Raw genomic sequence first — 24036 nt, forward strand, 5'->3', positions numbered from 1 at the left:
TCGGCGCCGCCGACCTGGAAACCCTCGTCGGCGAGCGCCGCGAGGCTCTTGCCCCCGGCGCCGTCGGCCCACTTCCGCAGGGCGGCGGCGTCGGCGAACCTGCCGACATTCGTGTCGAGCGGCGTGTCCGTGTACTGGTGGAACTTCCACGCGGCCCGGATACGGGGCTTGCCCGCCGTCACGTAGTCCGCGATCCACAGGGCGTCGCCCGCCTCGCTCGTGGTGTCGCGGTTCAGCCAGAAGTCCCGGTTGCAGTACAGCCCGACGCGGTGGTCGGCGCCCCTGAGCCGCTGGACCTCCGCCAGGAAGGCGTCCTTCGACGCGCACGAGACGTCCGCGTCCTCCCAGTCGGCGAAGAGCGGGTCGCCCGCCTGCTCGGCGGCCTGCTCGACGAAGTACTTCGCCTGCGCCGTCACGCTGCCGGGCCGCAGGAAGTGGTAGAAGCCGACGACGAGCCCGGCCTCCCGCGCGTGCGACGCCTGGGCCTTCATGCGGGGGTTGAGGTACGAGGTGCCTTCGGTGGCTTTGACGACGGCGAACTGAAGGCCCTTCGTGGAGAACGACGAACTCTGGTACGACGAAACGTCGACGCCCTTGACGGTCATCGGTGGTGCCTCCTGCGCGGTGCGTGGGTGTGGGGGAGAGGTTCCCTGTCGGTTCCCCTGTCGGTCCGATGCCCCCGATGGCGTCGGGTCACTCTCGAACACGCCTGCCCGGAAAGCCCGTTGGAGTGCGCCGGGGCACTCCGGGACGGCACGGCGAAGGGCCGCCGCTCCCCGGGGCGGGGGAGTGGCGGCCCTTCGGTCCTGAAGGTGGTGCCGGGTCGTGCGGTGGCGCCGGTGGGTCAGAGGAGACGGACCGCGCCGCTCGGCGGGTCCCAGTCCAGCGTCTTCTCGACGACGCCCGTACCGGAGTTCTGCGCGCCGATGAACTTGCCGCCGCCGGAGTAGATCCCCACGTGGTACGCGCTGCCCGCGCCGCCCCAGTAGAGGATGTCGCCGGGCTGGAGGTTGTCCAGGGAGACCTGGGTGCCGGCCGTCGACTGCGGCTGCGAGGTGCGCGGCAGGTCGACACCGGCCTGGCGGTACGCGGCCTGGACGAGGCTGGAGCAGTCCCACGAGTTCGGGCCGGTGGAGCCGAGGACGTACGCGTCGCCGATCTGGGCGCGCGCGAAGGCCAGGACGGCGGCGGCGGAGCCGGAGGCCTGTGTGGTGCCGTACGAGGCCGGGGTGGAGGAGCCGCCGGAGGAGGCGGTGAGCGTCGTGCGCTCCTCGGAGCGCGAGGCGCGCTCCTCGGCGGCCTTGGCGCGGGCGGCCTTCGCGGCCTTCTCCTTCGCCTCGGCCTTGCGCTCGGCCTCGGCCTTGGCCTTCTTGGCGACCTTCGCGGCGTGGGTCGCCGCGGCGTCCTGCTGCGCCCGCAGCTGGAGGTCGGCCGCGACCTGCTGCGTGGCGGCGGCGGACTGCGCCACGCTGCCGGCGAGGCCGGAGGTGAGCGTGGGCATCTCGATGGTCTCGGTCACCGGCTCGGCGTTGGCCGGAGCGGCGGCACCAGCCAGCGCGATGGTGCTGAGGACGCCACCGGCAACTCCGGACCGGATCGCGGTTTTCGACGCGCCTCGGCGGGGCTTCCGGTGGCTGGGTATGTGAGCGGTGTGGGACATGAGGCAATCGCTATCAGGGCTTTCGGGTTCCCTTCAAGAAACGTGTGTTGCGCCACAGTTACGTTCGGAATAGGTCAATCCGCTTACCGTCGACCTTTATTGACGCCGTAACGGGCATAACGGGCACTCGTGATCATGGCTGTGATCATAGGGTTTCGGTGAATCGCCCGGATTGCCCGCCACCTACCATCCGTTCGCTCTCATGGCCAAGCCCCACTTTTCGGACGGTTGGGCGGAGTGGCGCAGGTCACAGAATGGTGAACGCCTCGACTCCCGGGCGCTCGTGAACGCGTGCACGTGATCCGTGTTCGTCCGTTCCCGTCCGCGTCTGCCCGACCTCGTTCCCGGCACTCCTTCCCGGCGTGCGTTTCGGCGGTCGGTCCGGCCGTCGTTCCGGCGGTCGTTTCGACGACCGTTCCCGCCCCCGTCCATCCCTGTCCCATGACCTCCCCCGGGCGGGTGGGGCGCGCGTCTATCACTCACCCGCGTCCATCTCCAATTTGCTGCTCTCCGCATTGCCTTGATAGGGCCGCACGCCTCCGACCAGCGGTGACTCTCCGCATTGTTACCTCAAGTGACCGGATGAACGCTGCCCGTTCGAAGATCCACCGGCTCTCCGACACATGATCGATCGTCAGGTGGTGGAGATCACAAACTCGTTGTCCCACCCCGTGTCGCAGATCACAGACCGGGAGGCATAGGATGCGGGGCAGTCCGGCTTGTGAACTGCCTCACATACGCGTGATCTTCGCGAGGTGGCGAGACAGAAGCTCGGTTGGGGACCAACGGTCAGGGACGACTGGAAGGAGCGAGGAGCGTGAATGCCTACGCGCCAATCCTCGTGCTCGGCGCTCTCGGTGCCGCGTTTGCGATCTTCTCCGTGGTATCGGCCACGCTTATCGGCCCGAAAAGGTACAACCGGGCAAAACTCGAAGCGTACGAGTGCGGCATCGAGCCCACTCCGACGCCGGCCGGAGGTGGCCGCTTTCCCATCAAGTACTACCTGACGGCGATGCTCTTCATCATTTTCGACATCGAGGTCGTCTTCCTTTACCCCTGGGCCGTCACCTTCGACGCGCTGGGGCTTTTCGGGCTCGTGGAGATGCTGCTCTTCGTGCTCACCGTCTTCGTCGCCTACGCGTATGTGTGGCGGCGCGGCGGTCTGGAATGGGACTAAAGGCGCGGAGGGGCAACCAATGGGACTCGAAGAGAAGCTGCCGAGCGGATTTCTGCTGACCACGGTCGAGCAGGCCGCGGGCTGGGTGCGGAAGTCGTCCGTCTTCCCGGCGACCTTCGGCCTCGCCTGCTGCGCCATCGAGATGATGACGACGGGCGCCGGCCGGTACGACCTGGCCCGGTTCGGCATGGAGGTCTTCCGCGGTTCGCCGCGCCAGGCCGACCTGATGATCGTGGCAGGACGGGTGAGCCAGAAGATGGCGCCCGTCCTGAGGCAGGTCTACGACCAGATGCCGAATCCCAAGTGGGTCATCTCCATGGGGGTTTGCGCGTCGTCCGGCGGGATGTTCAACAACTACGCGATCGTCCAGGGCGTCGACCACGTCGTCCCTGTCGACATCTACCTGCCGGGCTGCCCGCCGCGTCCGGAAATGCTGATGGACGCCATCCTCAAGCTCCACCAGAAGATCCAGGGCGGAAAGCTCGGGGTCAACGCGGAGGAGGCCGCCCGCGAGGCGGAGGAGGCGGCGCTCAAGGCGCTCCCGACGATCGAGATGAAGGGGCTGCTGCGGTGAGCGACGAGCGGCGTTCCGGAGATTCCCCGGAAGACGAGAAGCCCGGCGCGAGTGTTCCGTCCGCGCGTGACCAGGCCGCCGAGGTCATCGGCGTACGCAAGGGCATGTTCGGCACCGACACCGGCGGCGGCGACACCAGCGGTTACGGCGGTCTCGTCAGGACCGTGAGCCTGCCGGGCGCGTCCAGCCGCCCGTACGGCGGCCGCGACGGTGTCTTCGACGAGATCGCCGACGAACTCGAAGGCGCGCTGGAGGAGCAGGGACTGCTCCCCTCCCACGCCATCGAGAAGACGGTCGTCGACCGGAACGAGCTGACCTTCCACATCGCCCGCGAGCACCTGGTCCAGGTGGCCAGGACCCTGCGCGACGACCCGGCGCTCCGCTTCGAGCTCTGTACGGGTGTGTCCGGCGTCCACTTCCTGGGCGACAAGGGCCGCGAGCTGCACGCCGTCTACCACCTGCGCTCACTGACGCACGGCCGGCTGATCCGCCTTGAGGTGTCCGCACCGGACAGCGACCCGCACGTGCCGTCCCTGGTCGAGATCTATCCGACCAACGACTGGCACGAGCGCGAGACGTACGACTTCTTCGGCCTGATCTTCGACGGCCACCCCGCCCTCACCCGGATCATGATGCCGGACGACTGGCAGGGCTTCCCGCAGCGCAAGGACTATCCCCTCGGCGGCATCGCCGTCGAGTACAAGGGCGCCCAGATCCCGTCTCCGGACCAGCGGAGGTCGTACTCATGACCACCCCCCATGCCACTCCCCGTGCCACCACCGAGGGCACCGTCTACACCGTCACCGGTGGTGACTGGGACGAGGTCGTCGAGACCGCGGCCAAGTCGGACGACGAGCGCATCATCGTCAACATGGGTCCCCAGCACCCGTCGACGCACGGTGTGCTCCGCCTGATCCTGGAGATCGAGGGCGAGACCGTCACCGAGGCCCGCTGCGGCATCGGCTATCTGCACACCGGTATCGAGAAGAACCTCGAATTCCGCAACTGGACGCAGGGCACCACCTTCGTCACGCGCATGGACTACCTGACGTCGTTCTTCAACGAGACGGCGTACTGCCGGGCCGTGGAGACGCTGCTGGGCATCGAGGACGACATCCCGGACCGGGCGAACATCATCCGCGTCCTGCTGATGGAGCTGAACCGGCTCTCGTCGCACCTGGTCTGCATCGCCACCGGCGGTATGGAACTCGGCGCGACCACGATCATGATCTACGGCTTCCGCGATCGTGAACTGATTCTCGATGCCTACGAGTTGATCACCGGCCTGCGGATGAACCACGCGTACATCCGGCCCGGCGGCCTCGCCCAGGACCTTCCCCCGGGCGCCGTCGACCATCTGCGCGAACTGCTGAAGACCCTGCGCAAGAACCTGCCGGAGTACGACGCGCTCGCCACCGGCAACCCGATCTTCAAGGCCCGTATGCAGGACGTCGGCTATCTCGACCTGGCCGGCTGCATGGCGCTCGGCGCCACGGGACCGATCCTGCGCTCGGCCGGTCTGCCGCACGACCTGCGCAAGACCGACCCGTACTGCGGTTACGAGACGTACGACTTCGACATCCCGACCGCCGAGACCTGCGACGCCTACGGCCGCTTCCTCATCCGGCTGGAAGAGATGCGCCAGTCGCTGCGGATCGTCGAACAGTGTCTGGACCGCCTGGAGCCGGGCCCGGTCATGGTCGGCGACAAGAAGATCGCCTGGCCCGCGCAGCTCGCGCTCGGCCCGGACGGACTCGGCAACTCGCTCGACCACATCAAGAACATCATGGGCACGTCCATGGAGGCTCTGATCCATCACTTCAAGCTGGTGACGGAGGGCTTCCGGGTCCCGCCCGGCCAGGCGTACGCCGCCGTCGAGTCGCCCAAGGGCGAACTCGGCGTGCACGTCGTCTCCGACGGGGGCACGCGCCCCTACCGGGTCCACTTCCGCGACCCGTCGTTCACCAATCTCCAGTCCATGGCGGCCATGTGTGAGGGCGGCCAGGTCGCCGACGTCATCGTCGCCGTCGCGTCCATCGACCCCGTGATGGGAGGCGTCGACCGGTGACCACCACACCGAGTTCCGAGGTCAGCCTCGGAATGCCCCAACTCCCCGCCCCCGACTACCCGGCCGATGTACGCGCCCGGCTGGAGACGGACGCGAAGGAGGTGATCGCCCGCTACCCCGACAGCCGCTCGGCCCTGCTGCCGCTGCTGCACCTCACCCAGTCCGAGGAGGGGTACGTCACCCGTACCGGTGTCCGGTTCTGCGCCGAGATGCTGGGGCTGACCACCGCCGAGGTGACCGCGGTCTCCACCTTCTACTCGATGTACCGGCGCAAGCCGTCCGGCGACTACCAGGTCGGCGTCTGCACCAACACGCTGTGCGCGGTGATGGGCGGCGACGCCATCTTCGACGAGCTGAAGCAGCACCTGGGCGTCGGCAACAACGAGACCACCGAGGACGGCAAGGTCACGCTGGAGCACATCGAGTGCAACGCGGCCTGCGACTTCGCCCCCGTGGTGATGGTCAACTGGGAGTTCTTCGACAACCAGACCGTCGAGTCGGCGAAGCGGCTCGTGGACGACCTCATGGCCGGCGAGCAGGTCACCCCGACACGCGGCGCGCCCCTGTGCACGTACAAGGAGACCGCGCGGATCCTCGCCGGTTTCCCCGACGAGCGCCCCGGCGCCGTCGCCGCCACCGGTGGCGCGGGCCCCGCCTCGCTGATCGGCCTCAAGCTCGCCAAGGGCGAGGCCGTCCCGGCGCGTACGCCGGCCCCGCGCGACGCGGTTCCGCGGGACGCGCCGCCCCAGCCCGGTTCCGAGCACCTGAGCTCGCACGACGCGCCGCAGCGGACCGCGGCGTCCGACCCCGCGAACCCCACGGGCCCGGTAGCCGAGGAGGGGAAGTGATGACCACAGCACCCGAGATGAGCGACACCGGCCCGGAGAAGCTCCTCTCTCCGGTCCTGTCCGCGTTCTGGGACGAGCCCGACGCGTGGACGCTGGACACCTACCGGCGGCACGACGGGTACGAGGGGCTGCGCAAGGCGCTCGCCATGACGCCCGACGACCTCATCGCGTACGTGAAGGACTCCGGTCTGCGCGGCAGGGGCGGCGCGGGCTTCCCCACCGGTATGAAGTGGCAGTTCATTCCGCAGGGCGACGGCAAACCGCACTATCTCGTCGTCAACGCCGACGAGTCGGAGCCCGGCACCTGCAAGGACATCCCCCTTCTCTTCGCCAACCCGCACTCCCTCATCGAGGGAATGATCATCGCCTGCTACGCGATCCGCTCGCAGCACGCGTTCATCTATCTGCGCGGCGAGGTCGTGCCCGTGCTGCGCAGGCTGCACGAGGCCGTACGTGAGGCCTACGAGGCGGGCTACCTCGGCAAGGACATCCTCGGCAGCGGGATCGACCTCGACATCACCGTGCACGCGGGGGCCGGCGCGTACATCTGCGGCGAGGAGACCGCGCTGCTGGACTCGCTGGAGGGACGGCGCGGACAGCCCCGCCTCCGCCCGCCGTTCCCGGCGGTCGCGGGTCTCTACGCGTGCCCCACTGTCGTGAACAACGTCGAGTCCATCGCCTCGGTTCCCGCGATCCTCAACCGCGGCAAGGACTGGTTCAAATCGATGGGCAGCGAGAAGTCCGCGGGCTTCACGCTCTACTCGCTCAGCGGCCATGTCACCAGCCCCGGCCAGTACGAGGCCCCGCTCGGCATCACGCTGCGCCAACTGCTCGACATGGGCGGCGGCATCCGCAAGGGCCACCGGCTCAAGTTCTGGACGCCGGGCGGCTCCTCCACGCCGATGTTCACCGACGAGCACCTGGACGTGCCGCTCGACTACGAGGGCGTCGGCGCCGCCGGATCCATGCTCGGCACCAAGGCGCTCCAGTGCTTCGACGAGACCACCTGCGTGGTGCGCGCCGTCACCCGCTGGACCGAGTTCTACGCCCACGAGTCCTGCGGCAAGTGCACCCCGTGCCGTGAAGGCACCTACTGGCTGGTCCAGTTGCTGCGCGACATCGAAGCCGGCAAGGGCGTGCCCTCGGACCTCGACAAGCTCAACGACATCGCCGACAACATCAACGGCAAGTCGTTCTGCGCCCTCGGCGACGGCGCCGCCGCGCCGATCTTCTCCTCGCTCAAGTTCTTCCGCGAGGAGTACGAGCAGCACATCACCGGCAAGGGCTGCCCCTTCGACCCGGCGAAGTCCACCCTGTGGGCCGACCAGCACGCGCACCTGGAGGTGAACGCATGACAGTCACCACCTCCGCCCCCACAGGCGGCGGCGAGGCGGCGGTCCCGCCCGAAGATCTCGTCTCGCTGACGATCGACGGCATCGAGATCTCGGTCCCCAAGGGGACCCTGGTGATCCGCGCGGCCGAACTCCTCGGCATCGAGATCCCGCGCTTCTGCGACCACCCGCTCCTCGACCCGGCCGGCGCCTGCCGGCAGTGCATCGTCGAGGTCGAGGGCCAGCGCAAGCCGATGGCCTCCTGCACCATCACCTGCACCGACGGCATGGTCGTCAAGTCGCAGATCACCTCGCCGGTCGCCGAGAAGGCCCAGCGCGGTGTGATGGAGCTGCTGCTCATCAACCACCCGCTGGACTGCCCGGTCTGCGACAAGGGCGGTGAGTGCCCGCTGCAGAACCAGGCGATGAGCACCGGCCAGAGCGACACCCGGTTCGAGGGCAAGAAGCGGACCTTCGAGAAGCCCGTACCGATCTCCACCCAGGTGCTGCTCGACCGTGAGCGGTGCGTGCTCTGCGCGCGCTGCACCCGCTTCTCCAACCAGGTCGCGGGCGACCCGGTGATCGAGTTCCTGGAGCGCGGCGCGCTCCAGCAGGTCGGCATCGGCGTGGGCGACCCCTTCGAGTCGTACTTCTCCGGCAACACCATCCAGATCTGCCCGGTCGGCGCGCTGACCTCGGCGGCGTACCGCTTCCGCTCCCGCCCGTTCGACCTGGTCTCATCGCCGAGTGTCTGCGAGCACTGCGCGGGCGGCTGCGCCACCCGCACCGACCACCGGCGCGGCAAGGTCATGCGGCGCATGGCCGCCGACGACCCCGAGGTCAACGAGGAGTGGATCTGCGACAAGGGGCGGTTCGGCTTCCGCTACGCGCAGCGGCCGGACCGGCTCACCACGCCTCTGGTCCGGGGCGCGGACGGCGAGCTGGCACCGGCGAGCTGGCCGGAGGCACTTGAGGCCGCCGCGAACGGTCTCGCCGCCGCGCGCGGCCGGGCCGCCGTCCTGACCGGCGGCCGGCTGACGGTCGAGGACTCCTACGCGTACGCCAAGTTCACCCGCGTCGCGCTCGACACCAACGACATCGACTTCCGCGCGCGCGTGCACAGCGCCGAGGAGGCCGAGTTCCTCGCCGCCCATGTCGCGGGCCACGGTCTCGACCTGGACGGCACGGGCGTCACCAACACGACGCTGGAGAAGGCCCCGGCCGTCCTGCTCGTCGGGTTCGAGTCCGAGGAGGAGGCGCCCGGCGTCTTCCTGAGGATGCGCAAGGCCCACCGCAAGCACGGGCAGCGCGCCTTCTCCCTCGCCACGCACGCCACCCCCGGTCTGACCAAGTCGGGCGGCACGCTGCTGCCCGCCGCGCCCGGCACCGAGACCGAATGGCTCGACGCGCTCGCCTCGCGGACCGGCCTCGAAGGCGCGGGTACCCGCGCCGCCGACGCCCTGCGTGAGAGCGGCGCGGTGATCGTCGTCGGCGAACGGCTCGCCGCCGTTCCCGGCGGGCTCACCGCCGCCGCCAGGGCCGCCACCGCGACCGGCGCCCGGCTCGTCTGGGTCCCGCGCAGGGCCGGTGAGCGCGGCGCGGTCGAGGCCGGCGCGCTGCCGACACTGCTGCCCGGCGGCCGTCCCGCCACGGACCCGCGGGCCCGTGAGGAGACCGCGGAGATCTGGCGGGTACGCGAACTGCCGCACCGCCACGGCCGGGACACCGGCCAGATCGTCGAGGCCGCCGCGACCGGCGAACTCGGCGCGCTCCTCGTCGCGGGCGTCGAGGTCGCCGACCTGCCGGACCCGGCCCGCGCGCGTGAGGCGCTCGCGGCCGTCGGGTTCCTGGTGTCGCTGGAGCTGCGTCCCAGCGAGGTCACCGACCACGCCGACGTCGTCTTCCCGGTCGCGGCCGTCGCCGAGAAGGCCGGCACCTTCCTCAACTGGGAAGGCAGGGCGCGCATGTTCGACGCGGCGCTCAAGCCCGACCAGATGACCCGCCGGCTGGCCACGGACGACGCGCGGGTGCTGCACATGCTCGCCGACGCCATGGACGTACCCCTGGCGCTGCCCGACCTGAGGGCCGCACGCACCGAACTGGACCGGCTCGGCAACTGGGACGGCCCGCGCGCCGAACCGCCCGTCGAGTCCTCGCGTCCGCTGCCCCGACCGGGCACCGGCGAGGCGGTCCTCGCCGGTCACCGGCTGCTGCTCGACCAGGGCCGGCTCCAGGACGGCGACGAGGCCCTGGCGGGCACCCGCCACGCGGCCGTCGCCCGGCTCTCCGCCACCACGGCGGCCGAGACGGGGGTCGAGGACGGCGACGTTCTGGCCGTCACCGGGCCCGCCGGCACGGTCGAACTGCCGCTCAGCGTCACGGAGATGCCCGACAAGGTCGTCTGGCTGCCGCTGAACTCGACCGGCGGCGGCGTCCTCGCGGACACCGGCTCCCGGCCGGGCACGCTGGTCCGGATCGGCCCCGCCGACGCGCAGGCCCCGGCCGGCGCGCCGCTGTCCGGTGCCCCGGAGTCCGACGCACCGGAGGTGCGCGCATGACCGCCCTCGCCCAACTCGGCGCGGCTCCCGCGCAGAGCGTCCTCGCCGCCGAGGACCTCTCGATGTTCGGCACCGACCCGTGGTGGCTGGTGGCCTTCAAGGCCGTCTTCTGCTTCGCGTTCCTGATGGTGACCGTGCTGGTCGCCATCGTCTGGGAGCGCAAGGTCGTCGCCTGGATGCAGCTGCGCATCGGGCCCAACCGGCACGGCCCCTGGGGCATGCTCCAGTCGCTCGCCGACGGCATCAAGCTGATGCTGAAGGAAGACGTCGTCGTCAAGCGGGCCGACAAGGTCGTCTACATCCTGGCGCCGATCATCGCGGCGGTGCCCGCCTTCATGGCGATCGCCGTGATCCCCTTCGGCCCCGCGGGCAACGAGGTCTCGATCTTCGGCCACCGCACGACGATGCAGCTGACCGACCTGCCGATCGCGATGCTCTACATCCTCGCGGTCGCCTCGGTCGGCATCTACGGCATCGTCCTCGCCGGCTGGTCGTCCGGATCGACGTACCCGCTGCTCGGTGGCTTGCGCTCGTGCGCGCAGATGATCTCCTACGAGATCGCCATGGGCGCCGCCTTCGCCTCGGTGTTCCTCTACTCCGGGTCGATGTCGACCTCGGCGATCGTCGAGGCGCAGGCCGACCGGTGGTACATCATCCTGCTGCCGGTCTCCTTCATCATCTACATCGTGACGATGGTCGGCGAGACCAACCGCGCGCCGTTCGACATGCCCGAGTCCGAGGGCGACCTGGTCGGCGGCTTCAACACCGAGTACTCCTCGATCAAGTTCGCGCTGTTCATGCTGGCCGAGTACGTCAACATGGTCACCGTCTCCGCCGTGGCCACCACGCTCTTCCTGGGCGGCTGGCGGGCCCCGTACCCGATCTCCACGTTCTGGGAGGGTGCGAACCACGGCTGGTGGCCGATGCTCTGGTTCATCGTCAAGGTCCAGCTGCTGCTGTTCTTCTTCATCTGGCTGCGCGGCACGCTGCCGCGCGTGCGCTACGACCAGTTGATGAAGCTCGGCTGGAAGGTCCTGATCCCGGTCTCGGTCGTCTGGCTGATGCTGGTGGCGACCGTGCGTGCCCTGCGGAACGAGAACTACGACTTCCAGGACATCGTCCTGTACGTCGCCGGGGCCGTCATCGCGATCCTGCTGCTCTCCTTCGTCGCCGACATCTTCCGGGACAAGAAGGAGAAGGCCGCGGCCGCGGCCGAACCACCACCGCCCCCGTTCGACCCGATGGCCGGCGGATTCCCGGTGCCTCCGCTGCCGGGGCAGACCCTGCCGCCCGTGCCGCGCCGGCGCTCACGCGGTGAGCGCGAACTGGTTGTCAGTGGCGGAGTCAATACTGAGAGTGACGCGAGTGACGGAAAGGAGGCTGACGGTGCCTGACAACGCTTCCAAAGGTTCGAAGGGGGACGACCCCGGCGCGCGCCGGCTGAATCCGGTCGCCGGCTTCGGCGTGACCTTCAAGGCCATGTTCAAGAAGCGGCTGACCGAGCAGTATCCGGAGACGGAGAAGGTGACGGCGCCGCGCTTCCACGGCCGCCATCAGCTGAACCGTCATCCGGACGGCCTGGAGAAGTGCATCGGCTGCGAGCTGTGCGCCTGGGCCTGCCCGGCGGACGCGATCTACGTGGAGGGCGCGGACAACACCGAGGAGGAGCGCTACTCCCCGGGCGAGCGTTACGGCCGCGTCTACCAGATCAACTACGCGCGCTGCATCCTCTGCGGACTGTGCATCGAGGCGTGCCCCACGCGGGCGCTCACGATGACGAACGAGTTCGAGCTGGCGGACAGTTCGCGCGAGAGCCTCATCTACACCAAGGAGCAGCTGCTCGCCGGTCTGGAGGAGGGCATGGTCGAGTCGCCGCACTCGATCTTCCCCGGCACGGACGAACAGGACTACTACCGGGGCCTGGTGACCGAAGCCGCTCCCGGCACGGTCCGGCAGGTCGCCTTCACCAAGGGCGAGCGCCCGCAGGAAGGCGCCTCCGACTTCGGCGAGGACGAACCGGCTTCGAAGAAGGTGATCGGCGGATGAACACGCTCGCCGCTTCCCTCACCTCGACCGGCGAGGCCGTCCAGTTCTGGATTCTCGGCACCGTCGCCGTGATCGGCGCGCTCTGCACGATCCTGATGAGGCGGGCCGTGCACAGCGCGCTCTGTCTCGCCGGGACCATGATCATCCTGGCGGTCTTCTACCTGGCCAACGGGGCGTACTTCCTGGGCATCGTGCAGATCGTGGTCTACACCGGCGCGATCATGATGCTGTTCCTCTTCGTGGTCATGCTCGTCGGCGTCACCGCCGCCGACTCGCTCACGGAGACGATCAAGGGCCAGCGCTGGTGGGCCGCCGCCTGCGGGCTCGGCTTCGGCGTCCTGCTGATCGCCGGCATCGGCAACGCGTCGCTGACGACCTTCGCCGGTCTCGGCGTCGCCAACGCCGGAGGCAACGTCGAGGGCCTGGCCGCCCTGATCTTCACCAAGTACGTGTTCGCCTTCGAGATCACCGGCGCCCTGCTGATCACGGCCTCGATCGGCGCGATGGTGCTCACGCACCGCGAGCGCACCGAACGGGCCCTGACCCAGCGGGAGATGTCCGAGCAGCGCATCCGCGGCAAGCACCTGCCGCCGCTGCCCGCGCCCGGCGTCTACGCCAGGCACAACGCGGTGGACATCGCCGGTCTGCTGCCCGACGGCACCACCTCGGAGCTGACGGTCAGCAAGACGCTGAAGGACCGCGGCCAGATCCGGGACGTCTCCGGTGAGGCCATCGCCGACCTGAAGGCGCTGGAACAGCGGTCGACGGAGCGCCTCGGCCGCGACGAGCGCCGGGACCGCGAGGACCGCGAGGAGGGCGTCACCAAATGAATCCGGTCAACTACCTCTATCTCGCCGCCCTGTTGTTCACCATCGGTGCGGCCGGAGTGCTGATCCGGCGCAATGCGATCGTCGTCTTCATGTGTGTCGAGCTGATGCTCAACGCGTGCAACCTCGCATTCGTCGCCTTCTCCCGGATGCACGGCAATCTGGACGGCCAGATCATCGCCTTCTTCACGATGGTCGTGGCAGCGGCGGAAGTCGTCGTCGGGCTCGCGATCATCGTGTCGCTGTTCCGTTCGCGCCACTCGGCCTCGGTCGACGACGCCAGCCTGATGAAGCTCTGAGGGGTCGCTGAATCGTGGAGAATCTGATTGCGCTGCTCATCGCGGCGCCCCTGCTCGGAGCAGGTCTCCTGCTGTGCGGCGGGCGGCGTTTCGACCGGGTGGGCCACATCCTCGGCACGCTGCTGGCGGCTGCCTCCTTCGTGATCGGCGTGGTGCTGTTCGCGGACATGCTGGGCAAGGGCGGCGAGGAACGCGCCCTGCACCAGCACCTGTTCAGCTGGGTTCCCGTCGAGAGCTTCCAGGCGGACATCGCCTTCCAGCTCGACCAGCTGTCCATGACGTTCGTGCTGCTGATCACCGGTGTCGGCACCCTGATCCACATCTACTCCATCGGGTACATGGAGCACGACGAGCGGCGCCGCCGCTTCTTCGGCTATCTGAACCTGTTCCTCGCCGCGATGCTGCTGCTGGTCCTCGCGGACAACTACCTGCTGCTGTACTTCGGCTGGGAGGGTGTCGGCCTCGCGTCGTACCTGCTCATCGGCTTCTGGCAGCACAAGCCCAGCGCGGCCACGGCCGCCAAGAAGGCGTTCCTGGTCAACCGCGTCGGCGACATGGGTCTGTCGATCGCGATCATGCTGATGTTCACCACCTTCGGCACGTTCGCCTTCGGGCCCGTCCTGGAGTCCACCGGTGAGGCGAGCGGCGGCACGATCACGGGCATCGGCCTGATGCTCCTGCTCGCCGCGTGCGGCAAGTCCGCGCAGGTGCCGCTCCAGTCCTGGCTCGGCGACGCGATGGAGGGCCCGACCCCGGTCTCGGCCCTGATCCACGCGGCGACGATGGTGACGGCGGGCGTGTATCTGATCACCCGCTCCGGCGCGATCTTCAACGCCTCGCCGGACGCCCAGCTGGTGGTCGTGATCGTCGGAGCGGTCACGCTCCTCTTCGGTGCGATCGTCGGTTGCGCGAAGGACGACATCAAGAAGGCCCTCGCGGGCTCGACGATGTCCCAGATCGGCTACATGATCCTGGCCGCGGGCCTCGGCCCCATCGGCTACGTCTTCGCGATCATGCACCTGGTGACGCACGGCTTCTTCAAGGCGGGGCTGTTCCTCGGCGCCGGCTCGGTCATGCACGGCATGAACGACGAAGTGGACATGCGGAAGTACGGGGGCCTGCGGAAGTACATGCCGGTCACCTTCGTCACCTTCGGTCTCGGCTATCTCGCGATCATCGGCTTCCCGGGTCTCTCCGGCTTCTGGTCGAAGGACAAGATCATCGAGGCGGCGTTCGCCAAGGGAGGCACCGAGGGCTGGATCCTCGGCGCCGTCACCCTGCTGGGCGCGGCCCTCACGGCGTACTACATGACGCGCGTGATGCTGATGACCTTCTTCGGCGAGAAGCGCTGGCAGCCCGACGCGGACGGCAACGAGCCGCACCCGCACGAGTCGCCCAAGTCGATGACGATCCCGATGATCGTCCTCGCCTTCGGCTCGGTCTTCGCGGGCGGTCTCTTCTCGATCAACGAGTCGTTCGTGAAGTGGCTGGAGCCGGTCACCCAGTTCGAGCACGGCCACCCGCCCATCAGCGCGGCGGCCGTCACCACCTGCACGGTCGTGGTGCTGCTCATCGGCGTCGGTGTCGCGTATCTCCAGTACGGCCGCAAGCCGGTGCCGGTCACCGCGCCGCGCGGCTCGCTGGTCACCCGCGCCGCCCGCCGCGATCTCCTCCAGGACGACTTCAACCATGTGGTCCTGGTCCGCGGCGGCGAGCACCTCACCCGCTCTCTCGTGTACGTCGACCACACCCTGGTCGACGGTGTCGTCAACGGCACCGCGGCGTCGTTCGGCGGGCTCTCCGGCCGGCTGCGCAAGCTGCAGAACGGCTACGCCCGCTCCTACGCGGTCTCGATGTTCGGAGGTACGGCAGTGCTCATCGCCGCGACCCTGCTGATGAGGGCGGTGTAATCAAATGTCGTTCCCCCTTCTGACGGCGACGGCGGCCGTCCCGGCGATCGGCGCGATCGTCACGGCGGCCGTCCCGGCCGCCAGGCGCACCGCGGCCAAATGGATCGCTCTGGGCTTCTCGCTCGCCACGCTCGTGCTGGCGATCATCACGCTGGTCCGCTTCGACCCGGGTGGCGACCGCTACCAGCTGACGGAGTCCCACGCCTGGATCCCCGACTTCGGGGTCAGGTACGAACTGGGCGTGGACGGCATCGGTGTGGCGCTCATGGCGCTCACCGCCCTGCTGATTCCCTTCGTCATCCTCGCGGGCTGGCACGACGCCGACCCGCTGGAGACGAAGAGCTCCCGCTGGCGGCCGACGCAGGGCTTCTTCGCCCTGATCCTGATGGTCGAGGCGATGGTGATCCTCTCCTTCGAGGCCACCGACGTCTTCCTCTTCTACATCCTGTTCGAAGCCATGCTCATCCCGGTGTACTTCCTCATCGGCGGCTTCGGGGACCGGGCCCACGCGGGCGGCGACGAGGCCGGAGCCACCCAGCGGTCGTACGCGGCCGTGAAGTTCCTCCTCTACAACCTGGCCGGCGGCCTGATCATGCTGGCCGCCGTCATCGGTCTGTTCGTGCAGGCGGGGACCTTCTCGCTGGCCGAGATCGCCGAGGCCAGGGCCAACGGCACGCTGGACATGTCGACGGGCATGGAGAGGTGGCTCTTCCTGGGCTTCTTCTTCGCCTTCGCCGTCAAGGCGCCGCTGTGGCCGGTGCACACCTGGCTGCCCAACGCCATGGGCGAGGCCACCGCGCCCGTCGCGGTCCTGATCACCGCGGTGGTCGACAAGGTCGGCACGTTCGCGATGCTGCGCTTCTGCCTCCAGCTCTTCCCGGAGGCGTCCAAGTGGGCGACCCCCGTGGTGCTGGTGCTGGCGCTGATCAGCATCATCTACGGGGCGCTGCTCGCGGTCGGCCAGCGTGACATCAAGCGGCTCATCGCCTACGCGTCGATCTCGCACTTCGGCTTCATCATCATGGGCATCTTCGCGATGACCAGCCAGGGCCAGTCGGGCGCGACGCTGTACATGATCAACCACGGAATCTCGACGGCCGCGCTGCTGCTGGTCGCGGGCTTCCTGATCTCGCGGCGCGGTTCTCGGCTCATCTCGGACTACGGCGGAGTGCAGAAGGTCGCCCCCGTCCTGGCCGGCACCTTCCTGATCGGTGGTCTCGCGACCCTCTCGCTGCCGGGGCTCGCCCCGTTCGTGAGCGAATTCCTGGTCCTGGTCGGCACATTCAGCAGATATCCGGTGATCGGCATCATCGCGACCATCGGCATCGTGCTCGCCGCGCTCTACGTCCTGGTCCTCTACCAGCGCACGATGACGGGCCCGGTGAACGAGTCGGTCCGTTCCATGCCGGACCTGAAGCTCCGTGAGCTGGCGGTCGTCACCCCGCTGATCGCGCTCCTTCTCTTCCTGGGCGTCTACCCGAAGCCGCTGACCGACATCGTGAACCCGGCGGTGGAGCACACCATGAGTGACGTCCATAAGACCGACCCCAAGCCCGAGGTGGAGGCAGCCCCGTGAGTGCGACAGCTGTCCACAGCCTGTGGACAACGACGGCGGCCCAGGGGATCGACAAGATCCCGGCCCCCAAGATCGAATACGCGCAACTGGCTCCCGTACTGATCGTGCTGGGCGCCGCGGTCCTGGGCATCCTCCTGGAGGCCTTCGTCCCGCGGAAGGGGCGCTACTACGCGCAGCTCTTCCTCTCGGTCGTCGCCCTGGCCGCCGCCTTCGCCGCGGTGGTCGCCCTGGCGGCGGGCGGATACGGCAGCACCAAGGCGCACCTCGCGGCCATGGGCGCGATCGCGGTGGACGGCCCCGCGCTGTTCCTCCAGGGCGTCATCCTCCTGACGTCGGTCGTCGCCGTGTTCACCTTCGCCGAGCGCAGGCTCGACCCGGAGAGCCACGGCACCCGCATCGACTCGTTCGCCGCCCAGGGCGCCTCGGTGCCCGGCAGCGAGAGCGAGAAGGCGGCCGTCCGGGCCGGGTTCACCACCACCGAAGTCTTCCCGATCATGCTGTTCGCGGTGGCCGGCATGCTGGTCTTTCCGGCCGCCAACGACCTGCTGACGCTCTTCATCGCGCTGGAGGTCTTCTCCCTCCCGCTCTACCTCCTCTGCGCCCTGGCCCGCCGCAAGCGGCTCATGTCGCAGGAGGCCGCGGTGAAGTACTTCCTCCTCGGCGCCTTCTCGTCCGCGTTCCTGCTCTTCGGCGTCGCGCTGCTGTACGGCTACGCGGGCTCGGTGTCGTACGCGCGCATCGCCGCCGTCGTGGACGGCACGGTCGGCACCGTCGACCCGGTCCTCGCGGACACCATGGGCAACGACGCGCTGCTGCTCATCGGCGGCGCGATGATCCTCATGGGCCTGCTCTTCAAGGTCGGCGCGGTGCCGTTCCACATGTGGACCCCGGACGTCTACCAGGGCGCGCCCACGCCGGTCACCGGCTTCATGGCCGCCGCGACGAAGGTGGCGGCGTTCGGCGCGCTGCTGCGACTGCTCTACGTCGTCCTGCCGGGCCTGCGCTGGGACTTCCGGCCGGTGATGTTCGGTATCGCGATCGTCACCATGCTGTTCGGTGCGATCGTCGCCATCACGCAGACGGACATAAAGCGCCTCCTGGCGTACTCGTCGATCGCGCACGCGGGCTTCATCCTGGCCGGTGTCATCGCGATGACGGACGAGGGCATCTCCTCCGTCCTCTTCTATCTGGCGGCGTACTCCTTCGTCACGGTCGGCGCGTTCGCCGTCGTCACGCTGGTGCGCGACGCGGGCGGCGAGGCCACGCACCTGTCCAAGTGGGCGGGGCTGGGACGGCGTTCACCCCTGGTGGCCGCGGTCTTCGCGGTCTTCCTGCTCGCCTTCGCCGGCATTCCGCTGACCTCGGGCTTCTCCGGCAAGTTCGCCGTCTTCAAGGCGGCGGCGGACGGCGGGGCCGGTTCGCTGGTCGTGGTCGGTGTGATCTCGTCGGCCATCGCCGCGTTCTTCTACATCCGCGTCATCGTGCTGATGTTCTTCAGCGAGCCGAAGGCGGACGGCCCCACGGTCGCCGTGCCCTCGCCGCTGACGATGACCACGATCGCGGTGGGCGTCGCGGTCACGCTGGTACTGGGCCTCGCGCCGCAGTACTTCCTGGACCTGGCGAGCCAGGCGGGCGTCTTCGTGCGGTAGCCCGTACACCCGGAAGCACCGCGGGGCCCCACCGACACCGGTGGGGCCCCGCGCCGTTCGCGGCCGTGTGCTCAGGAGTCCGGGGGCGCCTTCGGGAGTCCGAGCGCGCCGTCCACGCAGCCGGCCATCCAGCGCGCGTTCGTCTCCACGCCGTCGGTCCCCGCGTGCTCGCCGCACTCGGACCGGGCGGCCCCGGTGTTGGACGCGTCGGCCCCGCCCAGATGGCCGCGCGGGCCCTCGTCCCGGCCGAAGGTGTAACCCTCCGCGTAACCGGGGTCCTCCCCAACGCCCCGGAGGACGAGGGCCGTCAGCAGGGCGATGAGCAGCACCAGCGGCAGGACCAGCAGCGGCGTGAGCGGCCGCGGGGCCGTTCTCACCCCGCGACGATCCGGCCGGTCACCTCGCCGAGACCGACGCGGACGCCGTCCGGGCCCGGGGCCCAGGCGGTGAGCGTGATCTCGTCGCCGTCCTCCAGGAACGTCCGCTTGCCGTCGGCCAGTTCGATCGGCTCCGTGCCGTTCCAGGTCAGCTCGATGAGGGAGCCGCGCTGGTCGTGGTCGGGACCGCTGACCGTGCCGGAGCCGTACAGATCGCCCGTACGCAGCGAGGCGCCGTTCACCGTCATATGGGCCAGCTGCTGCGCCGCGGTCCAGTACATGCCCGCGAAGGGCGGCTCGGAGAGCACCTGGCCGTTGAGCGTGACCGTGATCCGCAGGTCGAAGCCGCCGGGCACCTCCTCGTCCGCGTCGTCCAGATACGGCAGCAGGGGGTGCGTACGGGGCGGGGGAGACACCCGCGCGGCGTCCAGGGCCGCCAGGGGCGTCACCCAGGCCGACACGGACGTGGCGAAGGACTTGCCGAGGAACGGGCCCAGCGGCACGTTCTCCCAGCCCTGGATGTCGCGCGCCGACCAGTCGTTGAGCAGCGAGAGACCGAAGACGTGGTCGTCGAAGGCGGCCAGCTCCACCGCGGAGCCCATCGCCGACGGGGTGCCGACGACGAAACCGACCTCCGTCTCGATGTCGAGCTTGACCGAGGCCCCGAAGACCGGAACGGCGTCGGCGGGCCCCTTGCGCTGCCCGGACGGGCGCACGATGTCCGTCCCCGAGACGACGACCGTGCCCGCGCGGCCGTGGTAACCGATCGGCAGGTGCTTCCAGTTGGGTGTCAGCGGCTCACCGTCGGGCCGGAAGATCCGGCCCAGGTTGGTGGCGTGGTGCTCGCTGGCGTAGAAGTCGACCCAGTCGGCGACCTCGTACGGCAGACACATCGTGACCGAGCCGATCGGGTGCAGCAGCGGCTCTATGTCCGGGCGGTGCGCGGGCACCGTGACCCAGGCGGTGAGCGCCCGGCGCACATCGCGCCAGGCGGTGCGTCCGGCGGCCATCAGGGGGTTGAGAGAGGGCCGGTCCAGCAGCGCGGTGTACGGGGAGCCCAGCGCGTGCGCGGCGGCTCCCGCGTCGAGCACATGGCCGCCGACACGGACCCCGAGCCGACGGCGCTCGGGCTCGTCGGCCGTGGTGAAGACGCCGTACGGGAGGTTGTGCGGACCGAAGGGATCGCCCTCGGCCAGTTCGAGCGGGCTCTGCTCGGGCATCGGTGCTGCCTCGCTTTCCGGATCGATGCTGGACACGTTACGTCGGTGTTGCCCGGCCGCGGCAGTGGTGAAAAGCGCGCAATGACCGAAAGAGCCTGAGTGGGGTGGGGTGTTGGGGGACCGTACCGGCGGTAGCCCGAACGGGCGGGGGGTACAGACAAACGGGGTCAGTTCTGGTCGTATTTACCGATCACGAACATACGGGCGGAGCCGGGAAGGCGCCCATGGTGATCGAAACTCGACCGGATACGCTGACTTGAATGACAGCAGCGACACATCGACAATCCATGTGATCGTCAGCAGACAGGAGTACCCCTCGTGACCGTCGTCGGGCCGTTCGGGCTGAGCGTGCGGGACCCGGCTCTTGAAGCCGATGTCCTGAGCGGATTGTCGGCCGTGGAGGCGGGTCTCCTCGAAGCCACCAAGAGCGAGGTCCCTTTCATCACGGAAGCGGCGCAGCATCTGGTGCGCGCAGGCGGCAAGCGGTTCCGGCCGCTGGTCGTGATGCTGGCGGCCCAGTTCGGTGACCCGTACGCCCCGGGGATCGTCCCGGCGGCCGTGGTCGTCGAGCTGACCCACCTGGCGACGCTCTACCACGACGACGTGATGGACGAGGCGGACGTACGCCGGGGTGTGGACAGCGCCAACAGCCGCTGGGGCAACTCCGTCGCTGTCCTCACCGGCGACTTCCTCTTCGCGCGCGCCTCGCACATCCTGGCGGACCTCGGCCCCGAGGCCGTACGGATCCAGGCCGAGGCGTTCGAGCGGCTGGTGACGGGTCAGATCCTGGAGACGGCCGGACCGCGCGACGGGCGCGACCCGGTCGGCCACTACCTCGACGTGCTCGCCGGCAAGACCGGCGCGCTGTTCGCCGTGTCTGGCCGCTTCGGCGCGCTGACGTCCGGCGCCGACGAGGCGGTCACCGACATCCTCACCCAGTACGGCGAGCGGCTCGGCGTCGCCTTCCAGCTCGCCGACGACGTCCTGGACATCGCCAGCGACTCCCACGAGTCCGGCAAGACCCCCGGCACCGACCTCCGCGAGGGCATCCCCACGCTGCCGGTGCTGCTGCTGCGCGCCCAGGCGCAGGCGCACGGCCTTCCGGAGGACATCGAGCTGGTCGAGCTGCTGGACGGCGACCTGACGGACGACGCCCGGCACGCGGAGGCGCTGCGCAGGCTGCGCGCCCACCCGGCGCTGGAGCAGGCGCGGCGGGACACCGTCCGGTACGCCGAGGAGGCGCGTGCCGCGCTGGCGCCCCTGCCTGCGTGCTACGCGAAGTCCGCCCTGCTGGAGCTGTGCGACGCGGTGGTCCACCGGGCGGGCTGAGTACGCCCCTTGGTGTCCCCTGACGCCCGTTCACGTCCCCGAGGCCGGATTCCCCCGTCCCCTACTGGATGGGGGAGTCGCCGGCCGCGTCTGTCATCCCAGAGCAGTACGCGAGGTTGCCTCTGCGGGGTGACGCTTCCGATTAGCCGATTTGGTCTTATGGAGAGCACCACCCCGGACCAATTCGAGTGAGAATGGCGGCAAGGGGTGGACGAGTGCAAAGGGACGGAAGCCGCCGACCACGGAGGTAGGGCACACATGGCACCGAACGACAGCGCACAGATCACCGGCGAGACCGGCGAGACCGGGGATGTTCCGGCGGGCCGTCGCAGAGCGGCGCGCTATGTCGTCCCCGTCGCGGTCGCGGGAATCGCGGCGGCCACCATCGGACTCGTCCCGGCGCTCGCCGCGTCGGGCGATCCGGACCTGCCGAAGATCAGCGCGGAGAAGCTGATCGAGAAGATCGCGGCGTCCGACACCGAGCGGCTGTCCGGCACGGTCAAGATCACCACGGACCTCGGCATCCCGTCGCTGGGGAGCCTCGGCGGCGTCGGTGGTCCGGCTGCCGGAGCGCTCGCGCCGAAGGGCGGAGCCGGCGGCGAGGAAGGCGGTTCGGCCGCGGAGCCGACCGGCCGGCTGATGGAGCTGGCCACCGGCGAGCACACGCTGCGCGTAGCCGCCGACGGACCCGACAAGCAGCGCGTGTCGATCCTCGACAGCGCCGCCGAGTACAGCCTGATCCACAACGGCGGCGAGGTGTGGGCGTACGACAGCGCCTCCAACGAGGCGTACCACGCCAAGGCTCCGGCCGGCGCCGCGAAGGGCTCGGAGAAGGGCGGGAGGGGCAGGGACCAGGCGGCTCCGAAGGATCTGCCCACCACGCCCCAGGACTTCGCCAAGGAGGCCCTGAAGGCCGCGGGCGACACCACCTCGGTGACCGTCGACGGTACGGCGCGGATCGCGGGCCGTGACGCCTACCAGCTGGTGATCAAGCCCAAGCAGGCCGGCTCGACGATCGGCTCCATCAAGGTGGCGGTCGACTCCAAGACCGGTACGCCGCTGAAGTTCACGCTCCTGCCGAGCAGCGGTGGCAAGGCCGTGATCGACGTCGGTTTCACCAAGGTCGACTTCTCGAAGCCGTCCGCGTCCACCTTCGACTTCTCGCCCCCCAAGGGCGCGAAGGTGACGGAGGCCGACGAGTCGAAGGCCGCGGGCAAGGACCAGTCCCACAAGGCGCCCAAGGACCTCAAGGGCGCCAAGGGCCTCGGGTCGGAGCCGAACGTCATCGGCGAGGGCTGGACCACCGTGGTCCAGCTCGACACCGGCGGCAAGGGACCGGCCGCCGCGTCGAAGGACATGCCGGCCCAGGCGGAGCAGTTCATGAACGCGCTGGGCGACAAGGTCGAGGGGAAGTTCGGTTCGGGCACGGTCTTCAAGACCCGCCTGGTGAACGCCCTGATGACGGACGACGGCAAGGTCTACGTCGGCGCGGTCACCAAGGACGCGCTGGTGAAGGCGGCCAACGAGGCGAAGTAGCGCTCGGTACCGCATCACCGCGGTGGCGCGCATGAGTGGCCCGCCCCGTCGTACGCTCCGTACGGCGGGGCGGACCCCTGTCCGCCGCCCGCACGGGTGGCCTCGGGGCGGGAGAAGGGATGGGCGCGGGATGACCGTCGTCATAGAGACACACGGACTCACCAAGCGCTACCGGGGCGGGCAGCTCGCGGTCGACCGTCTCGACCTCGCCGTACCGGCCGGCAGCGTCTTCGGCTTCCTCGGCCCCAACGGCTCGGGCAAGACCACCACCATCCGCATGCTCATGGGCCTCATGGAACCGACCGCGGGCACGGCGTCGGTCCTCGGCCGCGCCATGCCGCGCGCCGCCAGGGCCGTGCTGCCCCAGGTGGGCGCGCTGATCGAAGGCCCCGCGCCGTACGGGTACTTGAACGGCCGCGACAATCTCCTGCGGTACGACTGCGCCGACCCGACCGCCGATCCCCGCACCCGGCGGGCCCGGGTGGGCGAGGCGCTGGAGCGCGTCGGGCTCACGGCGGCGGGCGGCAAGAAGGCGAAGGCGTACTCGCTCGGTATGAAGCAGCGGCTCGCGCTCGCCGCCGCGCTGCTCCAGCCGCGCGAGCTCCTGGTGCTCGACGAACCGACGAACGGCCTCGACCCGCAGGGCATGCGCGAGATCCGGACGCTCGTGCGGGAGCTGGCGCGGGAGGGCACGACGGTCTTCCTCTCCTCACACCTGCTGGACGAGGTCGAACAGGTGTGCACGCACGCCGCCGTGATGGCCCGCGGGCGGCTGCTGACCCAGGGCACGGTCCCCGAGCTGGCGGCCGGCACCCGGGGCCGGCTGGCGGTCACGACGCCCGATCCGGGGGACGCCGCACGGGTGCTGAAGGAGCTGGGGGTCACCGATGTGACGGTCGCCGGGGACCGGGTGAGCGGGGAGCTGCCGGTGTCCGGCGAGGGCGATCCGGCCGAGCCCGCCGACCTGAACGCGGGGCTCGTACGGGCGGGGGTGCGCGTGCGGGCCTTCGGGGTCGAACGGGCGTCGCTGGAGGACGCGTTCGTGGCGCTG

Annotated in this window: 21 protein-coding genes; 17 read left to right on the forward strand and 4 right to left on the reverse strand. The window is 69.6% G+C overall.

Annotated elements, in window-relative coordinates; translation table 11 throughout:
- Together P3L51_RS23785 and P3L51_RS23790 are read right to left on the reverse strand one after the other, a co-directional pair.
- Positions 1-605, reverse strand: a 605-nt coding sequence (locus tag P3L51_RS23785; protein WP_354607310.1) for a glycoside hydrolase family 25 protein, incomplete at its 3' end; no start/stop codon positions are given.
- A 239-nt stretch (positions 606-844) separates the two neighbouring features.
- Positions 845-1660, reverse strand: coding sequence for a C40 family peptidase (locus tag P3L51_RS23790; protein WP_354607311.1), 816 nt, complete (start codon positions 1658-1660; stop codon positions 845-847).
- Positions 1661-2477: 817 nt separating this feature from the next.
- Here P3L51_RS23790 and P3L51_RS23795 point away from each other — a divergent pair.
- The 14 genes from P3L51_RS23795 to nuoN are packed head-to-tail and all read left to right on the forward strand — an operon-like array spanning position 2478 to position 18523.
- Positions 2478-2837 (forward strand): NADH-quinone oxidoreductase subunit A, encoded by a 360-nt coding sequence (locus P3L51_RS23795; RefSeq protein ID WP_354607312.1) that lies wholly within the window; start codon positions 2478-2480, stop codon positions 2835-2837.
- A gap of 19 nt (positions 2838-2856) precedes the next feature.
- The gene (locus P3L51_RS23800; RefSeq protein ID WP_127911059.1) at positions 2857-3411 is read left to right on the forward strand and encodes a NuoB/complex I 20 kDa subunit family protein; all 555 of its coding nucleotides are present in this window, start codon (positions 2857-2859) and stop codon (positions 3409-3411) included.
- Positions 3408-4160: an NADH-quinone oxidoreductase subunit C gene (locus P3L51_RS23805; RefSeq protein WP_354607313.1), complete on the forward strand. Its 753-nt coding sequence runs from the start codon at positions 3408-3410 to the stop codon at positions 4158-4160. Before P3L51_RS23800 ends, P3L51_RS23805 begins: the two co-directional genes overlap by 4 nt.
- Positions 4157-5479, forward strand: coding sequence for an NADH-quinone oxidoreductase subunit D (locus P3L51_RS23810; RefSeq protein WP_189107724.1), 1323 nt, complete (start codon positions 4157-4159; stop codon positions 5477-5479). Before P3L51_RS23805 ends, P3L51_RS23810 begins: the two co-directional genes overlap by 4 nt.
- A 32-nt stretch (positions 5480-5511) precedes the next feature.
- Positions 5512-6327, forward strand: coding sequence for an NADH-quinone oxidoreductase subunit NuoE (gene nuoE / locus P3L51_RS23815; protein WP_354607326.1), 816 nt, complete (start codon positions 5512-5514; stop codon positions 6325-6327).
- Positions 6327-7682 (forward strand): NADH-quinone oxidoreductase subunit NuoF, encoded by a 1356-nt coding sequence (nuoF, locus tag P3L51_RS23820; protein ID WP_354607314.1) that lies wholly within the window; start codon positions 6327-6329, stop codon positions 7680-7682. Before nuoE ends, nuoF begins: the two co-directional genes overlap by 1 nt.
- Positions 7679-10216 carry an NADH-quinone oxidoreductase subunit G gene (locus P3L51_RS23825; RefSeq protein ID WP_354607315.1) on the forward strand — a complete coding sequence of 846 codons (2538 nt, stop codon included), beginning with the start codon at positions 7679-7681 and terminating at the stop codon, positions 10214-10216. The genes nuoF and P3L51_RS23825 overlap by 4 nt, the downstream gene beginning before the upstream one ends.
- Complete coding sequence (nuoH, locus tag P3L51_RS23830; RefSeq protein WP_354607316.1) at positions 10213-11610, forward strand: NADH-quinone oxidoreductase subunit NuoH; 1398 nt, start codon at positions 10213-10215, stop codon at positions 11608-11610. The genes P3L51_RS23825 and nuoH overlap by 4 nt, the downstream gene beginning before the upstream one ends.
- Positions 11603-12262 carry an NADH-quinone oxidoreductase subunit NuoI gene (gene nuoI / locus P3L51_RS23835; protein ID WP_242572722.1) on the forward strand — a complete coding sequence of 220 codons (660 nt, stop codon included), beginning with the start codon at positions 11603-11605 and terminating at the stop codon, positions 12260-12262. The genes nuoH and nuoI overlap by 8 nt, the downstream gene beginning before the upstream one ends.
- The gene (locus P3L51_RS23840; protein WP_354607317.1) at positions 12259-13092 is read left to right on the forward strand and encodes an NADH-quinone oxidoreductase subunit J; all 834 of its coding nucleotides are present in this window, start codon (positions 12259-12261) and stop codon (positions 13090-13092) included. Before nuoI ends, P3L51_RS23840 begins: the two co-directional genes overlap by 4 nt.
- Positions 13089-13388 carry an NADH-quinone oxidoreductase subunit NuoK gene (nuoK, locus tag P3L51_RS23845; protein WP_069927518.1) on the forward strand — a complete coding sequence of 100 codons (300 nt, stop codon included), beginning with the start codon at positions 13089-13091 and terminating at the stop codon, positions 13386-13388. Before P3L51_RS23840 ends, nuoK begins: the two co-directional genes overlap by 4 nt.
- Positions 13389-13402: 14 nt before the next feature.
- Positions 13403-15298: an NADH-quinone oxidoreductase subunit L gene (nuoL, locus tag P3L51_RS23850; RefSeq protein WP_354607318.1), complete on the forward strand. Its 1896-nt coding sequence runs from the start codon at positions 13403-13405 to the stop codon at positions 15296-15298.
- A 4-nt stretch (positions 15299-15302) separates the two neighbouring features.
- Complete coding sequence (locus P3L51_RS23855; protein ID WP_354607319.1) at positions 15303-16874, forward strand: NADH-quinone oxidoreductase subunit M; 1572 nt, start codon at positions 15303-15305, stop codon at positions 16872-16874.
- Positions 16871-18523, forward strand: coding sequence for an NADH-quinone oxidoreductase subunit NuoN (gene nuoN / locus P3L51_RS23860; RefSeq protein ID WP_354607320.1), 1653 nt, complete (start codon positions 16871-16873; stop codon positions 18521-18523). The genes P3L51_RS23855 and nuoN overlap by 4 nt, the downstream gene beginning before the upstream one ends.
- Positions 18524-18594: 71 nt before the next feature.
- On the opposite strand, the gene P3L51_RS23865 is transcribed toward nuoN, so the two are convergent.
- Positions 18595-18900, reverse strand: a complete 306-nt coding sequence (locus tag P3L51_RS23865; protein ID WP_354607321.1) for a hypothetical protein — start codon at positions 18898-18900, stop codon at positions 18595-18597.
- Positions 18897-20120, reverse strand: coding sequence for a fumarylacetoacetase (gene fahA, locus P3L51_RS23870; RefSeq protein ID WP_354607322.1), 1224 nt, complete (start codon positions 20118-20120; stop codon positions 18897-18899). Before fahA ends, P3L51_RS23865 begins: the two co-directional genes overlap by 4 nt.
- 318 nt (positions 20121-20438) lie before the next feature.
- Between fahA and P3L51_RS23875 the strand changes: the two genes are divergently transcribed.
- The 3 genes from P3L51_RS23875 to P3L51_RS23885 all read left to right on the forward strand — a co-directional run.
- Complete coding sequence (locus tag P3L51_RS23875; protein WP_354607323.1) at positions 20439-21449, forward strand: polyprenyl synthetase family protein; 1011 nt, start codon at positions 20439-20441, stop codon at positions 21447-21449.
- Between the two features lie 258 nt (positions 21450-21707).
- Positions 21708-22985: a LolA family protein gene (locus P3L51_RS23880; protein ID WP_354607324.1), complete on the forward strand. Its 1278-nt coding sequence runs from the start codon at positions 21708-21710 to the stop codon at positions 22983-22985.
- A gap of 130 nt (positions 22986-23115) precedes the next feature.
- Positions 23116-24036 (forward strand): ABC transporter ATP-binding protein (locus P3L51_RS23885; protein ID WP_354607325.1); only part of this gene is annotated, 921 nt, incomplete at its 3' end.

The sequence above is a fragment of the Streptomyces panacea genome, from assembly GCF_040560175.1.
Taxonomy (GTDB): Bacteria; Actinomycetota; Actinomycetes; order Streptomycetales; family Streptomycetaceae; genus Streptomyces; species Streptomyces panacea.